The 19,612-nt window shown below is 69.8% G+C and carries 15 protein-coding genes; 6 read left to right on the top strand and 9 right to left on the bottom strand.

Annotation, left to right across the window (positions count from 1 at the left end):
* The first annotated feature begins 866 nt into the window (after window positions 1–866).
* The 3 genes from AB0L91_RS11960 (at window position 867) to AB0L91_RS11950 (ending at window position 3,760) form a co-directional block, all read left to right on the top strand.
* Window positions 867–1,862, top strand: coding sequence for a ParA family protein (locus AB0L91_RS11960; RefSeq protein WP_365009328.1), 996 nt, complete (start codon window positions 867–869; stop codon window positions 1,860–1,862).
* A gap of 34 nt (window positions 1,863–1,896) precedes the next feature.
* On the top strand, window positions 1,897–2,928 hold the full coding sequence (locus tag AB0L91_RS11955; RefSeq protein ID WP_365009326.1) for a ParB/RepB/Spo0J family partition protein: 1,032 nt from the start codon (window positions 1,897–1,899) through the stop codon (window positions 2,926–2,928).
* Window positions 2,929–3,034: 106 nt separating this feature from the next.
* Window positions 3,035–3,760: a GNAT family N-acetyltransferase gene (locus AB0L91_RS11950; RefSeq protein ID WP_355275330.1), complete on the top strand. Its 726-nt coding sequence runs from the start codon at window positions 3,035–3,037 to the stop codon at window positions 3,758–3,760.
* 61 nt (window positions 3,761–3,821) lie between these two features.
* Here AB0L91_RS11950 and AB0L91_RS11945 read toward each other — a convergent pair whose 3' ends face one another.
* The 6 genes from AB0L91_RS11945 to AB0L91_RS11920 all read right to left on the bottom strand — a co-directional run bounded on the left by AB0L91_RS11945 (window position 3,822) and on the right by AB0L91_RS11920 (window position 12,242).
* Window positions 3,822–5,015: an N-acetylmuramoyl-L-alanine amidase gene (locus AB0L91_RS11945; RefSeq protein ID WP_355275328.1), complete on the bottom strand. Its 1,194-nt coding sequence runs from the start codon at window positions 5,013–5,015 to the stop codon at window positions 3,822–3,824.
* A gap of 130 nt (window positions 5,016–5,145) precedes the next feature.
* Window positions 5,146–5,478, bottom strand: coding sequence for a thioredoxin (gene trxA, locus AB0L91_RS11940; protein WP_019050115.1), 333 nt, complete (start codon window positions 5,476–5,478; stop codon window positions 5,146–5,148).
* A gap of 41 nt (window positions 5,479–5,519) precedes the next feature.
* On the bottom strand, window positions 5,520–6,506 hold the full coding sequence (gene trxB / locus AB0L91_RS11935; protein WP_365009323.1) for a thioredoxin-disulfide reductase: 987 nt from the start codon (window positions 6,504–6,506) through the stop codon (window positions 5,520–5,522).
* A gap of 97 nt (window positions 6,507–6,603) precedes the next feature.
* Window positions 6,604–7,443, bottom strand: coding sequence for a hypothetical protein (locus AB0L91_RS11930; RefSeq protein WP_365009321.1), 840 nt, complete (start codon window positions 7,441–7,443; stop codon window positions 6,604–6,606).
* A 96-nt stretch (window positions 7,444–7,539) separates the two neighbouring features.
* Window positions 7,540–8,100 carry an RNA polymerase sigma factor SigM gene (sigM, locus tag AB0L91_RS11925; protein WP_355275454.1) on the bottom strand — a complete coding sequence of 187 codons (561 nt, stop codon included), beginning with the start codon at window positions 8,098–8,100 and terminating at the stop codon, window positions 7,540–7,542.
* Between the two features lie 323 nt (window positions 8,101–8,423).
* A complete protein-coding gene (locus tag AB0L91_RS11920) occupies window positions 8,424–12,242 on the bottom strand; it encodes a murein biosynthesis integral membrane protein MurJ (protein WP_365011270.1) in 3,819 nt (1,272 codons plus the stop codon).
* Between the two features lie 222 nt (window positions 12,243–12,464).
* On the opposite strand from AB0L91_RS11920, the gene AB0L91_RS11915 reads away from it, so the two are divergent.
* Both AB0L91_RS11915 and AB0L91_RS11910 read left to right on the top strand, forming a co-directional pair.
* Window positions 12,465–13,250: a hypothetical protein gene (locus AB0L91_RS11915; RefSeq protein ID WP_365009319.1), complete on the top strand. Its 786-nt coding sequence runs from the start codon at window positions 12,465–12,467 to the stop codon at window positions 13,248–13,250.
* A 90-nt stretch (window positions 13,251–13,340) separates the two neighbouring features.
* Window positions 13,341–13,895, top strand: coding sequence for a hypothetical protein (locus tag AB0L91_RS11910; protein ID WP_365009317.1), 555 nt, complete (start codon window positions 13,341–13,343; stop codon window positions 13,893–13,895).
* Window positions 13,896–13,967: 72 nt separating this feature from the next.
* Here the strand turns inward: AB0L91_RS11910 and AB0L91_RS11905 are convergent, their stop codons facing one another.
* Window positions 13,968–16,397 (bottom strand): DUF6049 family protein, encoded by a 2,430-nt coding sequence (locus AB0L91_RS11905; RefSeq protein ID WP_365009314.1) that lies wholly within the window; start codon window positions 16,395–16,397, stop codon window positions 13,968–13,970.
* Entirely contained in the window at window positions 16,394–16,849 is a 456-nt protein-coding gene (locus AB0L91_RS11900; protein WP_280346635.1) for an NUDIX hydrolase, read from the bottom strand. The genes AB0L91_RS11905 and AB0L91_RS11900 overlap by 4 nt, the downstream gene beginning before the upstream one ends.
* 313 nt (window positions 16,850–17,162) lie before the next feature.
* On the opposite strand from AB0L91_RS11900, the gene AB0L91_RS11895 reads away from it, so the two are divergent.
* The gene (locus AB0L91_RS11895; protein ID WP_365009312.1) at window positions 17,163–18,599 is read left to right on the top strand and encodes a CCA tRNA nucleotidyltransferase; all 1,437 of its coding nucleotides are present in this window, start codon (window positions 17,163–17,165) and stop codon (window positions 18,597–18,599) included.
* Here AB0L91_RS11895 and AB0L91_RS11890 read toward each other — a convergent pair whose 3' ends face one another.
* On the bottom strand, window positions 18,600–19,415 hold the full coding sequence (locus tag AB0L91_RS11890) for a hypothetical protein (protein WP_365009310.1): 816 nt from the start codon (window positions 19,413–19,415) through the stop codon (window positions 18,600–18,602).
* Window positions 19,416–19,612: the final 197 nt, after the last annotated feature.

The raw sequence follows: 19,612 nt of genomic DNA, 5'->3' as shown, positions 1-19,612 counted from the left end.
GAGGTTTCAGGACTTGGCCTGTTCTGGTTGTCCGGTGGCGTCGACGGATTTCGGACGCGTACGCCAGCGCTGCGCAGAGCGTCGCCGAGCTTGCCCACGGGGCTCGGCGTGGATGCGGGTCGAAAGCTCGGCGGCGGGGACCGTCGTCGGTTCCAGTGCGGTGGCCGGACATTCGGGCGTCTCGACGTGGTACGTGACGAGGTCGCCCCGCGTGATCTCGCGCTGCGATGCGGTTCGGTCAGGTGCCGCGAGGCCAGCCGCAACCGCCGGCGCTATCGTGCCGATCTCTCTGCGCCGGGGGTAGTAAGTGACTCACCGCAGTTAGCGCCGAGGGGCTGCGGTGAGGCGCTGGCACACCGGCCAGGTGTCGTGCCACGCCGCTGACTCGGGAGCGGGGAATCCCGCCGCCACGGGAGCGGGGAAAGGCAGTGCCGCGGAAGCGGGGAATCCCGCCGCCACGGGAGTGGGAAAGGCAGTGCTGCGGGAGCCGCGAAAGTCGGTGCCTCGCCGCGGACATGTACCCGGCGAGTGATCACCGCGCGGACGGTTCGGACGGGCGCGCCCAAGGTCGCGCGGTGGGCTGGAAGGGCTGATCGGGCATCCGATTTCGGCCCACCACTCCCCTGTGTTTCCCGTGAAACATCGATTCGAAAACCGATTTGCGCGAACTTGGGTGTGTCCTTCTCGGCGTGCCGCGATTCAGCTTTCCTATCTGTCGCAGTGCTGGCAAGCTGTTCACAGTCGGGCGTGCGCGCCGGGAGCCACCGTGGCAGTGGCCGGACGCCGCCGATCTTGTTTGTGATGACACGGCGCCGACGCTCGGTCGGGAGAACGTGATCTGAAGTTTCTCGGGTTAGGAGCTGTCTATGTCGAGCGGTCCGGCGAATGTTTCACGGGAAACAGCGTCGCGGGTCCCGGGGATGCTGGATTCCAGCAACTTCGACGCGGAGACGTTCGGGAACACTCCTTTCGGGCACATCTCCCCGGCCGAGACCCCGATCGCGGCGGAAGCGCAACGCGCCAGCCAGATTCTGCATCCAGGAAAGGTCACTGTGCCGAAACCCCGCGAGCAACGGATCATCACCATCGCGAACCAGAAGGGCGGCGTGGGTAAGACCACGACGACGGTCAATCTCGCTGCGGCGCTAGCGCACCAGGGCATGACGGTTCTCGTCGTCGATCTCGATCCGCAGGGCAATGCGAGTACGGCGCTGGGCGTCGCGCATCACTCCGGGGTGCCGTCGAGCTACGAACTGCTCATCGGCGAGGTGTCGGTCAAGGACGCGATTCAGCAGAGCCCGCATGGCGAGCGGCTGCTGTGCATCCCGGCGACGATCGACCTCGCCGGCGCCGAGATCGAACTCGTCTCGATGGTCGCGCGCGAGGGGCGGTTGAAGACCGCCATCCACGAGGCGGCCCTCGCCGGATACGACATCGACTACGTCCTGATCGACTGCCCGCCCTCCCTCGGCCTGCTCACGGTGAACGCGCTCGTCGCGGCCAAGGAAGTGCTGATCCCGATTCAGTGCGAGTACTACGCACTGGAGGGCGTCGGTCAGCTGCTCCGCAATATCGGGCTGGTGCAGGCGCACCTCAACCCGGAACTCCACGTCTCGACCGTGCTGCTGACGATGTACGACGGTCGCACCAAGCTGGCCGACCAGGTGGCCGAGGAAGTGCGCAACCACTTCGGCGACGTCGTCCTCAAGTCGATGATCCCGCGCAGCGTGAAGGTCTCGGAGGCGCCGGGCTACGGAATGACCGTGCTCGATTATGATCCAGGCTCCCGCGGTGCGATGAGCTACCTGGACGCGGGGCGCGAGCTCGCCGCCCGCGCCCAACTGCGCCAGGACGCGTCGTAGTGGTGTGTTGGAACGAGGAAGGGATCGGTAGCCGATGAGTCAGGCGAAAAAGGGCGGTCTCGGGCGCGGCTTGGCCGCACTGATCCCGACGGGTCCGGCGGCGACGGCGCCGGGTCTCAGTAGTGCCGCGGCGAGCGTGATCGGGATCAATCCGATCGGCCCGCAGCCGGCCGAGGCGTTCCTGCATCGCGTCCCGGATGCCGAACCGGAACCGGAGGAGGAAGAGCTCGTCTCCCCCGGCGGCGCGGTCTACCGCGAGGTGCCCGCCGAGCAGATCGAGCCGAACCCCAAGCAGCCGCGTCAGGTCTTCGAGGAGGAGGCGCTGGCGGAGCTGGTGCACTCCATCCGCGAGTTCGGCCTGATGCAGCCGATCGTGGTGCGGCGGGTCGAGCCGGGCGTCGACAAGTTCCAGTTGGTCATGGGCGAGCGCCGGTGGCGCGCGTGCCAGGAAGCCGGCCTCGCGACGATCCCGGCGATCATCCGCGACACCGCCGACGGTTCGATGCTGCGCGACGCGCTGCTGGAGAACATCCACCGCGTGCAGCTGAACCCGCTCGAAGAGGCGGCCGCCTATCAGCAGCTGCTCGAGGAATTCGATGTCACCCACGAGGAATTGGCCTCGCGAATCGGCCGTTCGCGGCCGGTGGTGACGAATATGATCCGACTGCTGAAGCTGCCGATCCCCGTGCAGCGTCGGGTGGCGGCCGGGGTGCTCTCGGCCGGACATGCCAGGGCGCTGCTCGGCTTGGATGCCGGAGCCGACGCGCAGGAAGTGTTGGCGGCGCGGATCGTCGCCGAGGGATTGTCGGTCCGGGCCACCGAGGAAGCGGTGACGCTGGCGAACCGCAACCCTTCGGAGGTCGCTCCCCCGGCGCCGAAGCGTAAGCCGATCCACATGCCGGGTCTGCAAGAAGTGGCCGAACGGCTGTCGGGCTCCTACGACACCCGGGTCACGGTCAGCCTCGGAAAGCGTAAAGGCAAGATCGTTGTCGAGTTCGGTTCCGTCGAAGACCTCGAGCGCATTGTGGCGCTGATGGAGCAATCCGGCCCTGAAACGTCACTGTGACGGGGCACTCCCATTCTTTCTACATAATTGAAAGAGGCGGCATTACTGTGGATAGTGATGTGGCGTGAGCGTGGATGAATCGGACAGCTGGAGGCTGAGCAGAGCGGTGTCGACCAGCGTCACGGCATTGACCCTCGATCGACTCGATCAGCTCCCGGCGCACACCCGGCGGTGTGTGTTCTGGGAGCTCGATCCAGCCGTCGCTGCCGACTCCCATGCTTTCAGCGATCCGGTCTTCGAGAAGGAGGCCTGGCTCTCGACCGTGATGCTCGAGTGGGGCTCGTGCGGTCAGCTGGCGCATGTCGACAACAACATCGCCGGCTGCGCGCTGTACTCGCCCCCGAGTGCGGTCCCCCGGTCGACCCTGTTCCCCACCTCCCCCGTGAGCCCGGACGCGGTCCTGCTGACCACGCTGCAGGCCGAATTCCCCTATGAGGAGGCCGATGTAGCCCACCGGCTGATTCAGGGCGTGGTGGCCGATCTGGTGCGTCGTGGCGTGCGCGCGATCGAGGCGTTCGGCATTCGCAACGGGCCCTCGACCAGTTCGCTGGCCGACCGTGGCCTCGGCTCGTCCATGCGGCTGATGGAACGGATCGCGGCACCGCTGCGCGATCCGGCGGCGGCGACCCAGTGCACCCCCGAAACCTGCATGATCGACGCCGATTTCCTGGCCGACGTCGGTTTCGAAGTGGTGGCCCCGCATCATCGTTTCCCCCGCCTGCGGCTGGAGCTCGACTCCGACCACGGCTGGAAGGAAGACGTCGAGCGCGCCCTGGACCAGCTTCTCGCGGCGGCGTCGATGGTGCCGCCCACCCGCGTCGGCGCGCACTGAGGCGGACAGACGACAACGGCCCTGCGGAAACCGCAGGGCCGTTGGTCGTTTCGGGGGTCTGTCAGACGCGCGGGGCGGGCACGTTGCCCGCGTCCGCGGCGGCCAGCTCTTCGGCGAGCAGCTCGGCGAAGGTGTAGGTGCCGGTGGGCTGGTCGTCCTGGCCGAGCAGGTACAGCCGCTTCACCGAGATGAGGATGGCTTCGGCGATCACGTCACGCATGCGCGGGTTGGTGAGCACTGAGGCGTCGTACTCGTTGGTGAGGTAGCCGAGGTCGACCTGCACGGTCGGCATCTTGGTGAGCCGCAGCAGGTCCCAGGTGCGCTGATGGGTCCGGCAGTCCTGCACCGAGGTGCGGGCGACGACCTCGCGCTGGATGAAGCCGGCCAGCACCTGGCCGATCATCGAGACGGAGCCGTGCGAGTTGCCGAAGTAGAACCCGGCCACACCCTTCGCGGACGGGTTGTCGCTGGTGGCGCAGCGCAGCGAGATCATCAGGTCGGCGTCGAAGGCGTTGGACGTATCGGCCCGTTCGACATCGGTGGGGTTGGCGCCCCACGGCCGGGACAGGAACGTCTCCATGCCGGTGGCGGCCATCCGGCCCTCGAGCCGTGAGGCCAGATCCCAGAGGATCTCCGACTCGAAGACGTCACCGAACTCGGTCGGCACCGCGAAACCCTTGTCGGCGCCGCCGAACCCGGGATCGATGACGATGCGCTTGCCGGTGAGCTGCGGACCCGCCCGGTGCACGACCTCTTCCTCGGCGATGCGATGCGGGTTGCCGCCGGTGACGCGCGCGCCGAGCAGATCCAGCGAGCGCAGCGTGTCGGGACCGCAGATGCCGTCGGCGGACAGGCCGATCTCGCGCTGGAAGGCGCTGAGACCGTCGTGGGTGTGCGGGCCGAAGTAGCCGTCGACCCGGTGCACGTAGAAGCCGAGGTCCTGCAGCTTGCGCTGCAGGGTCGCGACATCGTCACCGTAGAGCGGCGCGGACAGCTGGTAGATCAGTGTGCGGGCACCCAGGCGGTAGGAGGCTTCCTTCAGCGCGCGGTAGGTGGCCGGACCGACCACACCGTCGACGAGCAGACCGCGTTGCTGCTGGAACGCGCGCACCGCCGAGTCCAGCGGCCGGTCGAACTCCGCGTCGGTGTCCTTCCAGTAATCGCCGTGCTGGGGATGCAGGAAGCCCAGGCTTGCGAGGGTGCTCCGAACCTCTGCTACGGCTGGTCCTGAATCGCCGTGACGAAGTCGGTGCATGCTTGAGAGCCCTTTCCTTCGGCCGGAGCGTCGCCTCGATTGTCTCAGACCCGGGCCGTATTACGGGAATCCCGGGTCCAGGCATCCTACGGCGCGTCGGCCGGTAGGAGGTGCTTTATCAGACCGCTGGTCAGATGAGACCGTCGAGTTCGCGCAGCAGTGCCGCCTTGCCCTTGGCGCCGACGATCTGCTTCACCGGCTTGCCGCCCTGGAACAGGATCATCGTCGGGAGGGACAGGATCTGGTAATCGCGCGCCGCGCCGGGGTTGGCCTCGGTGTCGAGCTTGGCGATGGTCAGCTTGTCGGCGTGGGTGCCGGCGATCTCCTCCAGCACGGGGGCGACCATCTTGCACGGACCGCACCAGTCGGCCCAGAAGTCGACCAGCACCGGCTTCTCGCTGAGCAGAACGTCATCGGCGAAGGACTGGTCGGTGACGGTGATGGTGTTGGCGCTCTCGGCCATGGCTGTACTCCTTGCTGGGGTGGAACTCGAAGTGCTCGAAATCAGTTGGTGGACACCGCTGCCGGACCGTCGGCGTTCTCGAGGGTGTTGGCGGTGATGTCACCCTGCTCGGCGAGCCAGCGCTCGGCGTCGATAGCGGCGCGGCAGCCGGTGCCCGCGGCGGTGATCGCCTGGCGGTAGGTGTGGTCGACCAGGTCGCCCGCGGCGAACACGCCTGCCACGTCGGTGGCGGTACCCGGCTCGGTGACCTGCACGTAGCCCTCGCCGTCGAGCGCGACCTGGCCCTTGACCAGTTCGCTGCGCGGGTCGTGGCCGATGGCGACGAACAGGCCGGTCGCGGCGAGCTCGGACTCCTCGCCAGTGCGGGTGTCGCGCAGGGTCAGGCTGGTGACGCTCGTCTCGCCGTTGACCTTCACCACTTCGGCGTTGAGCCGGAACTTGATCTTCTCGTTGGCCTTCGCGCGCTCGAGCATGATCCGCGAGGCGCGGAACTCCTCGCGGCGGTGCACCACGGTGACGCTGGCCGCGAACTTGGTGAGGAAGGTCGCTTCCTCCATGGCCGAGTCGCCGCCGCCGACCACCACGATGTCCTGGCCCTTGAAGAAGAAGCCGTCGCAGGTGGCGCAGGCGCTCACGCCGCGGCCGAGCAGGTCCTGCTCGCCCGGCACGTTCAGGTAGCGGGCGGCCGAGCCCATCGCGAGGATGATGGCGTAGGCCTCGAAGGTCTCGTCGCCGACGGTCACCTTCTTGATGGGGCCGGACAGGTCGATCGCGTCGACGTCCTCGGTGCGCAGGTCGGCGCCGAAACGCTTGGCCTGCTCACGCATCTGCTCCATCAGGTCGGGGCCCATGATGCCCTCGCGGAAGCCGGGGAAGTTCTCGACCTCGGTGGTGGTCATCAGGGCGCCACCGAACTGGGTGCCTTCGAAGACCAGCGGCTGCAGTTCCGCGCGGGCGGCGTAGACGGCTGCCGTGTAACCGGCGGGTCCTGAGCCGACGATGATCAGGTCGCGAACTGGCGTGCTCATGGGGCCCTTCCGAAAAGACAAGCTGGGGACGTGTCGGTCAACAACAGCCTAAACGGTGTTGTTCCCGGGGTTGCGGGACTGCCCGGGAAGCACCGTGTCAGCCGATATCGCGCAGGGCTAGCTGTTCGGGCGCCCCGGTGGTGCAGCCCGCGCCGACGACCAGCGCGGTGATGGTCGGCGGCTTGGGCCCGATGACGAGCACGAGCACCGCGTCGGTACCGCGGAAGGTGATGCTCGACGCACCGAGCACCGTGCGGTCGACGCCGTTGGCCTGGACACAGCGGGCCAGCGCCGCCTCGTCGGCCAGCGGGCCGGTCACCTCGCGCTTGCCGAGCGCGCTGAGCGCCGCGGCGGTGGTGAGCTCGTCACCCGCGGTGTCCGGTTCGGTGAACGGTGCTGCGGTCGGGGTGCCGTCGGTGGTGTCGATCGTGGTGACGACCGCGCCGACACCCGCGATGACGGCGACGGAGGCGGCCGCCGCGGCGAGCCAGCCCGCGCGGCGCCGGGATCGGTACCGCGCCAGCGAGACCGGCGCGTCGACGGGTGGCCGCGGTGGGGGCAGCGGGATCGACATCGTCGACAGCCGGTCGGTGGGGCCGTCCGGCTGGGCCTGCGGGATGGTCGTCAGCCGATCGGTCGGTCCGTCCGGCGGGGAGATTGTTGTCAAGCGGTCTGTCGGTCCGTCGCCCGTGTCGGCGTCCAGATCGGCGACGAATCGGAACATACGGTCGGCGATGTCGTCGGGCATGCGGTGCATGATCCGGTCGTCGGCGCCGAGTGCGCGGAGGTGCGTGTTCACCTCGTCGAGCTGGTTCAGGTAGTGCAGCGCGTCTGGGTCGGCGCTGACCTGTGGCAGGAGTTGCTCGCGCAGTTCGGCCGCGAGGTTGTCGCCATGCAGATCGGCCAGCAGTTCCGACGGGAACGGAGGCTGCGGCACGGATCGAGACACCCTCGCACCTCCCCTGTTCTGTCGATATCGGATCGCAGGATTTACATCGCTGACTTGTTCGTCACTGTTAATGACGCATCCGGGCTAGATCCGGTTCCCCGGATCCCGGAAAAATTCCAAACGTTCTTGCAAACGTACGCGCGCTCGGGAGCATCGGCTCTTGATAGTGCCCTCCGCCACGCCGAGTGCGGCGGCGGTTTCGGCCACGCTGCGGCCTTCCATTTCGACCATGACCAGGGCGAGCCGCTGATCCTCCGGCAGTGTGAACAGCGCCTCGCCGACGACGGTCGACAGTTCGTACTCGGCGAACTCGTCGCGCGGCTCGATCGCCTCGGGCATGGTCTCGGGTGTGATGGAGATCGCGCGGCGGGTCTTGTTCCGGCGGATCCGGTCCAGACAGGCGTTGACGACGATGGCGTGCAGCCAGCTGCGTACCTCGGCCTCGGCCCGGAACGAGCTCGCGGTGCGATGCGCGGACAGCAGCGCGTCCTGGAGCGAATCGGCGGCGTCCTCGCGGCTGTAGGAGGTGCGCAGCGCGGTCTGCCACAGATGGTCCTTGTGCCTGCGCAGCAGCTCGGCGAAGGCGTGCGGCTCACCCCGGACATGGGCGGCCAGCAGTTCCTTGTCGCTGCCGTTCTCGAGCACGAACGAGCGATCGCGGTGTGCGGCGACCTGCCGCGTTCTCCCCCCGCGTACCTGCTCGTTGACTTCCGGCGACACCTGACCCCTTGGACAGCGCTCATTCGGCGACTTCACGTCGGCGAACGAGGCCGATCCATCACCTGACTACTGCGGCGTCCAGGATCGACGTCGACAAATCCTGGGTAGCTCCCTGCGGAGAGCGCGGCCCGATCATATCGTCGATAACAATTGCGCACCAACCGGACCGCAGTTCGATGAACGACCGATCTACGCGCAGAAGACGGCGGCCACCTGCGTCGATAGCGGTGGGCGGAGTTCGGCGCCGACTAGGGCGCGGCGTCGAAACGGACGTCGGCGATCGCGGTCTGGAACTGACCGCCCGAATTCGCGAGTCCGGTGATCCATACGAGCACGAAACGAGCGGCCTGGTCGGTCTGCACGGCGATGTCGGTGACCCCGTCGACCAGCTTGGCCGAGCCGATCAGCTGGGTCTGGTCGAGCGTGGGGGTCTCGGTCGGCGAGGTGCGGATCTCGACGGTGCTGCCCGCGCTGGGCGAGGTGATCGAGACGTTGGTGAGCTTGGCCGACGTCGGCAGGGTGGCCAGCAGGCCCACGCCCTTCTTGAGGGCGGGGAACTGCTGGAAGTACTGGTCGGTGCGCCAGACCGTCGCCGGGTTCTGGTCGAGCACCGCGCCCGCCGACGCCGCGCCGTCCGGGGTGCCCTCCGGGGAGAACACCGCGGCACCGGTGACGGGCACCGGCACGCTGGTCGGCGGCGCGGCCGGGGTCTGCCCGGCGGGCGGGGCCGCGCTCGGCGGCGCGACACTCGACGTGAGTCCGATGTTGATCTGCTCGTCCAGCGGCTTGTCCGACGCGCCGGGCGCGAAGATGCTGACCATCCACCAGATGAGAATGCCGACGACCAGCGCCGCGAGGACGCCGAGGCCGACCATGATCCACATCATCCGCTGCGAGCGTTCCCGCTCGGCGGCGAGCAGTTCCGGGTCGGCGAGCGAATCGGGTCCGCCCGCGACCGCCCGCTGACCCAGCCGCAGGACCGGGATGAAATCGGTCTTCTGGTCGACGACCGAGGCCTGCTCGAGCACGTGCTGCACCGTCGCCGCGGTGCGCACGCCCTTGTTCGACTCCAGCGAACGGACCGCGACGGCCGAGATCTCGAACGGGACCTCCGGCCGGATCTGCCGCGGTTCGACGGGGGTGCCGTCGGGGCCGAAGTCGGCCAGGTGCAGGCCGCCGATGGTGGCCGCGGTCCCGGTGACGCCGCCGACCCGGATGGGCCAGCGCGCGGTGATCAGGGCGTAGAGCATGGCACCGAGGCCACGCACGTCGCCCTGGGCGTCGGAATCGCCGAGGGTGCCCGGGAACGCCAGGACGGCGTCACCGGAGGCGCTGATCCGGATCCGGTCCGGATGATCGATCGACAGCGAGCCGCCGCCACGATGGGCCAGTTCGGCCGCCGAGGCGAGTGCCCTGATGGCCCTGGCCGCGCCGATCGGCGACGGCACCGTCTCGGCCATCTCGCGCAGCGAGCGACCGGGCGTCCACTCGGCCACGACGATGCCGCCGGAGCTGCCGCGGACCACGTCCAGGACCCTGGCCAGGCCGGGCGAGTTGATCCGGCCGAGGCGCAGCGTGCGCGACAGGATCGCCTGCGGGCCGTCGTGCCCGGAGTTCTCCCCCGACTTCTGGTCGGCGTCGACGAAGGTCAGCGCCACCTCGCGGTCGAGCTTGATGTCGAGCGCCTGCCAGAACTTCAGGCCACGCGCGCCGCCGTGACCGGCGAGCAGACGGTAGCGGCCGCCGGCGACGGACGCGCCGGGGATCAGCTTGGGGCCACGCTGGGCGCGGTTCGCCGCCGCGGCAGGCGGGACCTGCGGCGGGATCGGCAACATGCCGGTGTCGTGCGTCGGATCGTGCGGCGGCATCGCGCGCGCGTCGTCCGCCGGTCCCCGGTCCTCTGCCGAGCTGTTATGCGGCGATTCGGCCTCGTCGGGCGTGTCGGCCTGCTCGGATCCTGTCGCGCCGGACGCGGCAGGATCGACATCGGTGGACATTCCTCCTGCTGCGCGCGCCGCAGAATCAGCGGCCGGGACGCCGCCCACCGCGTCATCGCTCACCCTCGGTCCTCCTTCGGCCTGATCTCGCGGAATCTTCCGCGTGCTGGCGTCATCGCCACCCATGTCGGTATGCCGAACAGCGTACGGGAACTGTGCCTGACCGGTGATGTCAACAGCGCCGGGCCGGATCACCGGTAGCACCATCGTCTGGGTGTCCATCGACGGCCCATACGACGGGAACGCGTAGGTGTCGGGCCTGCGCAGGATCGTGGTCGCGTAGATGTCCTCGGCGGGGGTCTCGTCCAGGCCGAGATCCGGCGCGGGCGGGGTGATGCCCAGCTTGCGCGAGACGGCCACGGTGATCGCCACGACCTCGGGGATGCCGGCCAGGCGCATGAGGCCGAAGGCGACCGAGAACATGACCACCGAGTCGATGACGACGCGCAGCAGCGAGCCGGCGCCGCCGGAGACCCGGTCCAGGCCGGTCACCGTGTCGACGATCAGCATCACGGCGCCACCGGCCACGGACGCGAGCAGCACCCGGGTCACCGTGCGGCCGACATTGGCCATCCGCAGGTCACCGAGGCTGCGGTGCAACAGCAGGCCGCCGATGATCGCGCCCGCGGTGAAACCGAGGCCGGTCGCGACGCCGAGGATGATCACCACGTCGTCGCTGTCGCGGGCCAGCACCGGGGCCAGCGCCGAGAACAGGATCTTGATCGTGGTGATGCCGAGGATGATCCAGGTGGGCGTCCACGCCTGCTCGCGCGCGTAGAACACGCGCAGATGGATCAGCACCAGGGAGTACGGGATCAGCGAGAACGCCGACCAGCTCACCGCGCTGCCGAGGCGTTCGGCGTCGCCGGAGAAGCGGGCGTAGCCGTAGAGCGCCTGGCCGATCTCCGGACCCGCGAGGGTCAGGAAGGTGACCACCGGGATCAGCGCGATCATCGTGAGGCGGGTGGCCACGGACAGGTCGTCGACCACGGCGGGGGTGTCGTCGGCGGCGGCGTTGCGGCTGAGCCTCGGCATGATCGCGGTGAGCAGGGTGACGCCGAGCACGCCGTACGGCAGCTGGAGCAATGCCCACGCGTTGGCGAAGATCGCGGGACCGGCCTCGTCGGCCGAGGACGCGATGTTGTTCGCGACGACCAGGCCGATCTGGCTGATCAGCACGTACAGGATGATCGCCGCGCCCATCTTGCCGAACTGCTTGAGGCGCGCGTCGACACCCCACAGCGGCCGCAGATTGATGCCGTGCCTGCGGATCGCGGGCAGCAGGCTCAGTGCCTGGGTGGCCACACCGACCGTGATGCCGATGCCGAGGACCAACAGTTTCGGGTCGCTCATCCGCACCGGATCGAGGGTGATCTCGCCGGGGGTCAACGCGTAGACGGCCAGCACGGCCAGCACGACGACATTGTTGAGCACCGGCGCCCACGCGCCCGGTTTGAACGCTTGGCGCGTGTTGAGGATCGCGGTGAACAGGGCGGACATGCCGTAGAAGAGGATCGCCGGCGCCAGCAGGTAGGTCAGCGCGGTGGTGAGGTGGGTGTTCACCTTGCCGTCGCTGGCCACCAGCACGTGGCTGGCCAGGATCGGGGTCGCGGCCAGTGTCAGCACGGTCGCGGCGAACAGCACCGCGAAGGCGGCGGTGACCAGTCTGCGGACGAACGCGGCGCCGTTGTCGGCGTCCTCGTGTTCGGCGCGGACCAGGGTCGGCACGACGATGGCGGTCAGCACGGCGCCGAGGACCAGCTCGGCGACCATGTTCGGGATCAGGTTCGCCGAGATGAACGCACTGGCGATGGCCGGGCCGAGCACGGTCAGCAGCAACAGTTGCTTGGCGAAGCCGGTGACGCGGCTGACCAGCGTCGCGATGGCGATCGAGCCGGAGTCCTTGAGCAGTTTCGCGTTGGCGCTCTGCGGGGTCGCCTGCTTCTCGGTCGACACCCGCGCGGGGCGTGCGATCCGCTGGGTCTTGGCGGCGGACGCGTCGTCGACGACGGCCGTGCGCCGACCACGGCGATCGGCGTCGGCCTGCGCGCCGACCGGGGTGCCCGGCATGCCCGGATAGGAGGGGCGCTGCGGTGCGTTGCGTCGCCCGGCGTCTCCGCCCGGCTGTTCGGGCCTGCCCTGCCGCGGAATCGCCCCGGACTGCGACCCGCGCGGAACACCAGGGCGCCCACCCGAACCGGGCGGCACCGAACCCTCCTGCGGCCGCTGGGGACGTGCGCCCGCGTCGAGATCGGGACGTGCCTGGCGCGGAATCGCCCCGGACGCCGACCCGTGCGGCACGGGCCGCTGCTGCGGGAACTCTCCCGAGCCCGGCCCCTGCCCGGGCCGCTGCGGCCGGAGGTCGTCGGATCGCACGCCAGGGCGACCCGAACGCGGCTCAGCCGGGAGTTCACCGGGGCGCTGCGGACGACCTGGTCGTTGCTGCACGGAGAAGTCGTCGGCACCAGCCCCCGGGCGCGAACCCTGGCCGGGTCGCTGCTGCGGGAACTCATCAGCACCAGCCTCGGGCCGCGGAGCCTGGCCCGGCCGCTGCTGCCGGGGGAACTCGCCCGACTGACCGCCGGGTCCGGCTACGGGCCGCGGCGGTTGGCCCGGACGCTGCTGCGGGAACTGGTCGGCGCCGGCCGCTGGGCGCGAACCCTGGCCGAGTCGCTGTGGCGAGAACTCGTCGGCACCAGCTTCCGGGCGCGGGGCCTGGCCGGGTCGCTGCTGCTGGGGGAACTCGCCCGACTGTCCGCCGGGACCGGCTACGGGGCGCGGAGCCCTGCCGGGTCGTTGCTGGGGGAACTCGTCGGCACCCGCCTGTGGGCGCGAGCCCTGGCCAGGTCGCTGTGGCGGGAACTCATCGGCACCGGCTCCCGGGCGCGCGGCCTGGCCTGGTCGCTGCTGCCGGGGGAACTCGCCCGACTGACCCCCTACGGGACGCGGCGGTTGACCGGGGCGCTGCTGCGGGAACTCTCCCGAACTCGGTCCGGGGCGCTGCGGCCGGAACTCGTCGGCGCGAGCGCCGGGGTGGCCCGCGCGGGGCTCAGCCGGCAAACCACCCGAGCCGGGTAGCGGTCGCTGTCCCCGGAACTCGTCGGCACCGGGGTGCGCGGGCGGGAAATCTCCAGAGCGCCCGGGGCGCGGCGCCTGACCCGGCCGTTGTTGCAGCGGGAACTCCCCCGACTGCCCGGCCGCCGGACGCAGCGGCTGACCGGGTCGCTGCTGTTGCGGGAACTCACCCGACCGACCCGCGGGCGGCCCGGGGCGCTGCGGCGGACCACCCGGACGACCGCCCGGTCCGGGCCGCTGCTGCGGGAACTCACCGGGCTGTCCGGGCAGCTGAACCCGGGGTACACCCTCGCCGGACGGACCGTCCGGCTGATCGCCGTAGGCCGCGCGCGACGGGTCGCCCGCCCGATCGGTGGGCACGGGCCGAAATCCGGGCGGCGGCTGGTCGGCGGGACGATATCCGGGCTGACGCGGTTCGAAGCCGGGGTCGGCGGGCCGATACGGCCGTCCTTCCGGCGCCCCGGGACGCGGCGCGGCGACGTTCCCCTCGTGCTCCCCGCCCGTCATGCCACGCTCCCACGGCGCGACCGGGGCCGGGCGTTCCGGTCCGTCGCGGCGATCGTCGTTGTCGTGCCGATGAGCGGAATCATCGTCGCCCATCATGCCTCCTGTACCCGGCGCAACCCGCGAATCCCGCCGGTCCGGTGAGCGTTTCGCTCACCCGTGCCACTCTCGTCCTTGTCTGCCATGTTCCCCCGCCCGCGTCTCAGGCGCGGGCGTTCACTGCCGTTCGAACCCCTCGTCGGCGGGATCGGGCTGCCCGCGGAACCGGCGCAGGAGCCGGCGCCCGGCCAACAGCAACAGCAATATTCCGGCACATGCCGTAATTATGGCCAAGGCCTGCCCGTAGGCGTTCGAGCGTACCGAGACCGACGTCGGCTCCCCTAGCGCTACACCGTCCGGCGTGGTAAGGGAGATCGGAATCACCAGCTTACGGCTGTCGCTCACCTCGGTCGGAATCTGGAACGACCGGGTACCCGATGGCGGAAGCAGCTGTTCGCCGATATCGGTGATGTTCGTCTCGGCCGGCGCCTCGATCCGGAACTGCACCCGGATGGCGACCGGCAGTTCGTTGCGGGCGACCAGCAGCAACGGGCTCTGCTCCGACGCCAGCGTGTACACCCCACCCGGCGGCAGCACCGACACCGAGGAGAACATGGTGTCGAGTTCCTTGGTGACCTGATCGATGCGGCGCTGGGCGTGCAGATCGGCCAGTGTGTCGTCGTCGGCCCTGCGATCGGACAGGCTGAGCGCGCGCAGCAGGTCCTCGCGGGCCGGGGTCAGGAAGGCGTGCGGGGTGAGCTCGGATTCCGGCAGCTCGACCAGCGCGCGCATCAGCTCGGTGATCCGGGCGCCCTGGGCGTGGACCGGCGGCACGAACCGCTCCGGCGCCGCGTCCTGGGCCGCGCGCGGCAGATACTCCAGCGTGTAGGGGTGCGGATCGGGCGCCTGGGCGACCAGCTCGGCGAATCCGCGCGGGCTGGCGAGATTGTTGCGGGTCAGCAGTTCGACCTGCTTGAGCAGCGCGATGCCCTCTTCCCGGTTGGCGCCCCACTGCTGCGGCGGCATCAGCAGCTGCGAGCGCGGCCGCTCCGGCGACGGGTTCAGCGCCGACCACGCGATCGCGCCGAGCGCGTCCTGCAACCGGGCGGCGCGGGAGTCGTTGGTGACGTCGAAGCGCACCTTCGACGGGGTGAACGACGGCGTCGGCGGATTCGAGCCGACGGCGGCCAGCGCGGTCGCCGACCAGATGTCGAAGGTGGTGACGCGCAGCGCGGGATCGGTGCCCGCAGGCGCGCCGGCGGGCGGTTCCACGCTCACCGTCGGCACCCGCACGACATCCGGCGCCGCCTGCTCGCCGCCGACGACTACACCCGGCTCCAACGTCACCGGCGCCGAGGTCAGCGCGTTCTCGGTAGCGCTCGCCGCGCCGTCGGACGAGACCGCCGTGCTCGCCAGCACCGCCGTCCCGTAGCCGTGGCCGCGCAGCAGCTGCCCGGCCGGGTCGTCGATGCTGCCGGAGTCGGGCAGGCTGACCCCGCGCAGCGAACGGGTGCCCAGGATCGCGTCGACCACGTCGGCGGGCGCGGTGAGCGCGCGCGCGGACAGGCCGGGGTCGTCGACGGCGGCCAGCGCCGACACGTCGACCTGCGCGAACGGCAAGGCCACCGTGCACATCGACCCGGCCAGCGCGCGCAACCGGTCGAGCCAGGCCTGCGCGCTCGCCGCGCCGGTGCCCTCCCTGGTTGCGCCGCCCGGATCGGACGGACTGGCCAGTACGCGGTAGCCGTGCGTCATCGTCTGCACGGTGGAGACCAGGTCCGGGTCGATGGCGATGCACACCGAGCCGGCGACGCCGCGCTCCCGGCCGGGACCGGGCGCGACCGATTCCAGCGCCGAGACCAGCTGCTCGAGCCGTCCGCCCTTGCCGACGGAGACGGCCAGCTCGTCGTCGAGCAGCTCCGGCTGCCCGTTGACCGAGCCCGGTTTGCCCGCGACCATGCGCGGCCGGTCGGCCAGCGGCCAGATCAGCGTGGTGGCCACCGGCGACGCGTCCGCGGGCGGTGGCACCGGCTCGCTCGCCGCGCCGGTGGCGTCGCCGCCCGCGCCGGGCAGGCCGAGCACGGGCAGCAGGAAGCGGGCGTCGTCGAGCCGGGCCTGGGTGCCGTAGGCGGGTTCCCCGTTGACATTGAGCAGCAGCGGATACACCCCGGGATCGGTCAGCCCCAGCGAGGCGCCCTCACCGCCGGCGCGCAACGCGATGCGCACCGAGAACTGCTTGCGCTGACCGGGACTCAACCGCTCGGCGACATCCTGGAACGGCCCGGTGACCTCGTAGTTCACCTGATCGAGCCGCAGCGAACTGCGCAGCCCGCTCGGGGACTGCACCGGCGCGGCCCGCTGGATTCGCACGCTCACGTCGTCGACCACGCGGTCGCCGATATTGGTGACCGTGCCCGACACCGTCAGCATCGGATCGCTGCTCGTCGTGACCGTGCCCGGCGCGACGGCGTCCAGCGTCAGCTTGAGGAACTTCGGTGTGCTCGTGCCCGACCCGTTCGGCTGCGCGTGCGCGACCGAAGGCAGAAGCGTCACCGAACCCAAGATGGTCAGGACCGCCGTGATCAGCCGGAACAGTCCACCCGTCATCGCTTGCCGGTCTCCATCCGGTCGATCATTCGATTCGCCACTTCGGCCAGCCGGCGTTCGTCGGCGTAGGCCAATCGGGAATCCAACTCGCTCAACGGAACCCACGCAACCTGGGTGACTTCCACGTCGGCGTCGGACAGTTCACCGCCGAGCGAGCGCAGCAGGAAATGGTGCACGGTCTTGTGTACCCGTCTGCCCTCGGTCACGAACCAATAATCGATACTGCCCAGTTCGGCGACCACTTCACCGTTGATCCCGGTCTCCTCGGCGACCTCGCGGATGGCGGTCTGCTCGGAGGTCTCGCCCGCTTCGATATGCCCTTTGGGCAGCGACCACAGCAGCCTGCCCCGGCGATCGGTACGCCCGATCAGCGCGGCGGAGCGCTGCTCACGCGGGCCGTCGAGCCCGTCGACGACCAGGCCACCCGCGGAGGTCTCGCGCACCGTGCGCATCCGTGGCTTGCCGGCATTGCTCGCCGAACCGCGCCGCCGCGGCTGGCGGCGTCGACTGTTCGCGCGATCGGCCGGAGGAGACACCCAGCCAGCTTATAGGTGTCGTTCTGCCTGGAGTACCGGACGCCTTTCCGCAGCCCACCGATCACGCAAGGACATGGGTAACTCCCCAACCGCCTCCCAGTCGCTGCTCACTCGACGTAAGCCCGACTGCCAACGGTCGAGCTCCTGAACGGCCCGCTGAATGACGGGGAGGCGGACGAGCCCAGTAGGCTGGCTTTTCGTGGTTTCCCCCAACGTTGTCCCTGATGCTGTGGCCGATCGGCGCGCGCGGCTGCTGGCCGCGGCGGCGGTGACACTGGGACAGCTATCGGATGTGCTGACGCCGCTGGGCGAGATGTTCGCCGAGCGCGGGCACTCCCTCTATCTGGTGGGCGGCTCGGTCCGGGACGCGGTGCTCGGGCGGCTCGGCAACGATCTGGACTTCACCACCGACGCCAGGCCCGAGGTCGTCCAGGAGCTGATGCGCGGCTGGGCCGATCATCTGTGGGATACCGGCGGTCTGGCCTTCGGCACGGTGAGCGCGGCCAAGGACGATCAGCAGCTCGAGATCACCACCTTCCGCGCCGACACCTACGACCGGGTCTCGCGCAATCCCGAGGTCACCTTCGGTGACTCGCTCGAGGGCGACCTGGTCCGCCGCGATTTCACGGTCAACGCGATGGCGGTGAAGATCGCCGCCGACGGCTCGCTCGAATTCGTCGATCCGCTCGGCGGTCTCGACGCCCTGCTCGAGGGCGTGCTCGATACTCCTGCCGCGCCGCAGGATTCGTTCGACGACGATCCGCTGCGGATGCTGCGCGCCGCGCGTTTCGTCGCCCAGCTCGGCTTCGACGTGGCGCCGCGGGTGCGCGCCGCGATCGTGGAGATGGCCGAGCAGATCGACCGGATCACCGCGGAACGGGTGCGCACCGAGCTCGACAAGCTGATCGGCGCCGCGCACCCGATCGACGGCATCAACCTCATGTGCGACACCGGCCTGGCGCAGCGGGTGCTGCCCGAGGTGCCCGCGATGAAGCTCGAGATCGACGAGCATCACCAGCACAAGGACGTCTACCAGCACTCGCTGACCGTGCTCTCGCAGGCGATCGACCAGGAGGAGGGCGATCCCGACCTGGTGCTGCGCTGGGCCGCGCTGCTGCACGACATCGGCAAGCCCGACACCAAGCGCAACGAGCCCGGCGGCGGCGTGAGCTTCCACCACCACGAGGTGGTCGGCGCGAAGATGGTGCGCAAGCGCATGCGCGCCTTGAAGTATCCGAAGGCGTTCACCGAAGAGGTTGCGCGCCTGGTGTTCCTGCACCTGCGCTTCCACGGGTACGGCAAGGGACAGTGGACCGACTCGGCCGTGCGCCGCTACGTCACCGACGCCGACGACCTGCTCGAGCGCCTGCACAAGCTGGTCCGCGCCGACTGCACCACCCGCAACAAGCGCCGCGCCGCGGCCCTGCGCGCCACCTACGACGAGCTGGAGGAGCGCATCGCCACGCTCAGGGAGCAGGAGGATCTGGCGCGGGTGCGGCCCGATCTGGACGGCAACTCGATCATGGAGCTGCTCGGCCTGCCGCCGGGCCCGCAGGTCGGCAAGGCGTGGAAATACCTCAAGGACCTGCGGCTGGACCGGGGCCCGATGACCCGCGAGGAAGCCGAGGCCGCGCTGCTCGAGTGGTGGGCCGCCGAGAACGCCTGATCAGAAGACGATCAGCGTCGTCCCGGCGACGATGGCGGCGCGGATCTGCGCCAGGTCGAACGAACCGGTGGTCTCGGGCAGTTCGATCCGGAAGCGCACCTTGTCGCCGCGCCGGTGCGCGTAGGAGATGCTCGCCCGGTTGGGCAGGTCGTCGAGCAGCAGCGCCGGCGCGGGCACCGCGCGCTTCGGCAGCCGGATGCCGTGCCAGCTGGCCTTGCGGATGTCGATGGTGAGCAGGTTGTCGTAGACCTGCGCGTCGACCAGGGCGCGCATCTTGCGGGTGCGGTGGGTGGCGACGATGCGGGCGCGTTCGTCCAGGTGCACCCGCCAGTCGAGGTTCTGCGCGTCCACCCACTCGACCAGGGCGGCGAGGTCGATGGTGCCCTCGATGTCGAGCTGCTGGACCCGGATCTTGGTCGGCACACCGGGAATCAGCCGGACGCCGTGCGCGATGACGGTGACGGTGTCGAACGGATGCGAGTCCCAGACCAGGTTCGACAGCACCGTCTTGCTCTGGAAATGGGCGCCGCGCCTGCGCACCTTGAACACGTCGAGGGTGGCGGTGAGGTCGTGCCCGAGCAGGGTGGCGCTGACTTCCTGGCCGCCGAATCGGCTGAGGATGCCCTCGCTGAGCACGGTCATCAGCACGTCGGGCATGAGCGCGGTCACGGTGCCCGAGCCCAGGTCGGCGACGGGGTCGGCCCAGGAGGTGGTGAAGCCGAGCCACTGATCGATCCATGACGGGTCGAGGAGGCGTTTGCCGATGTCGACAGCGCCCGACAGTGACCAGGACTTCGGATCGAAATACGTGGCCATGATGGTCCGAGCGTACTTGGCCGCGGGCGCGGCGGCCATGGTCCGCGGCGTGTTGGGGCGGCGTCACAATGGGGCGGTGCGGAAACTTCGCCCCGGTGACGATCGCCGGAACGGAGTCGTTCATGCTCGAATCACCGGGGTGCGGACGCCGTCCGAAGCACCCACCTGGGAGTGACACGCGGAGACCGGAGGGCAGC

The organism is Nocardia sp. NPDC051833, from assembly GCF_040681225.1.
Taxonomy (GTDB): domain Bacteria; phylum Actinomycetota; class Actinomycetes; order Mycobacteriales; family Mycobacteriaceae; genus Nocardia.
The sequence above is the reverse complement of the archived record's forward strand: the minus strand, read 5'-3'. Positions and strand labels throughout refer to the sequence as shown.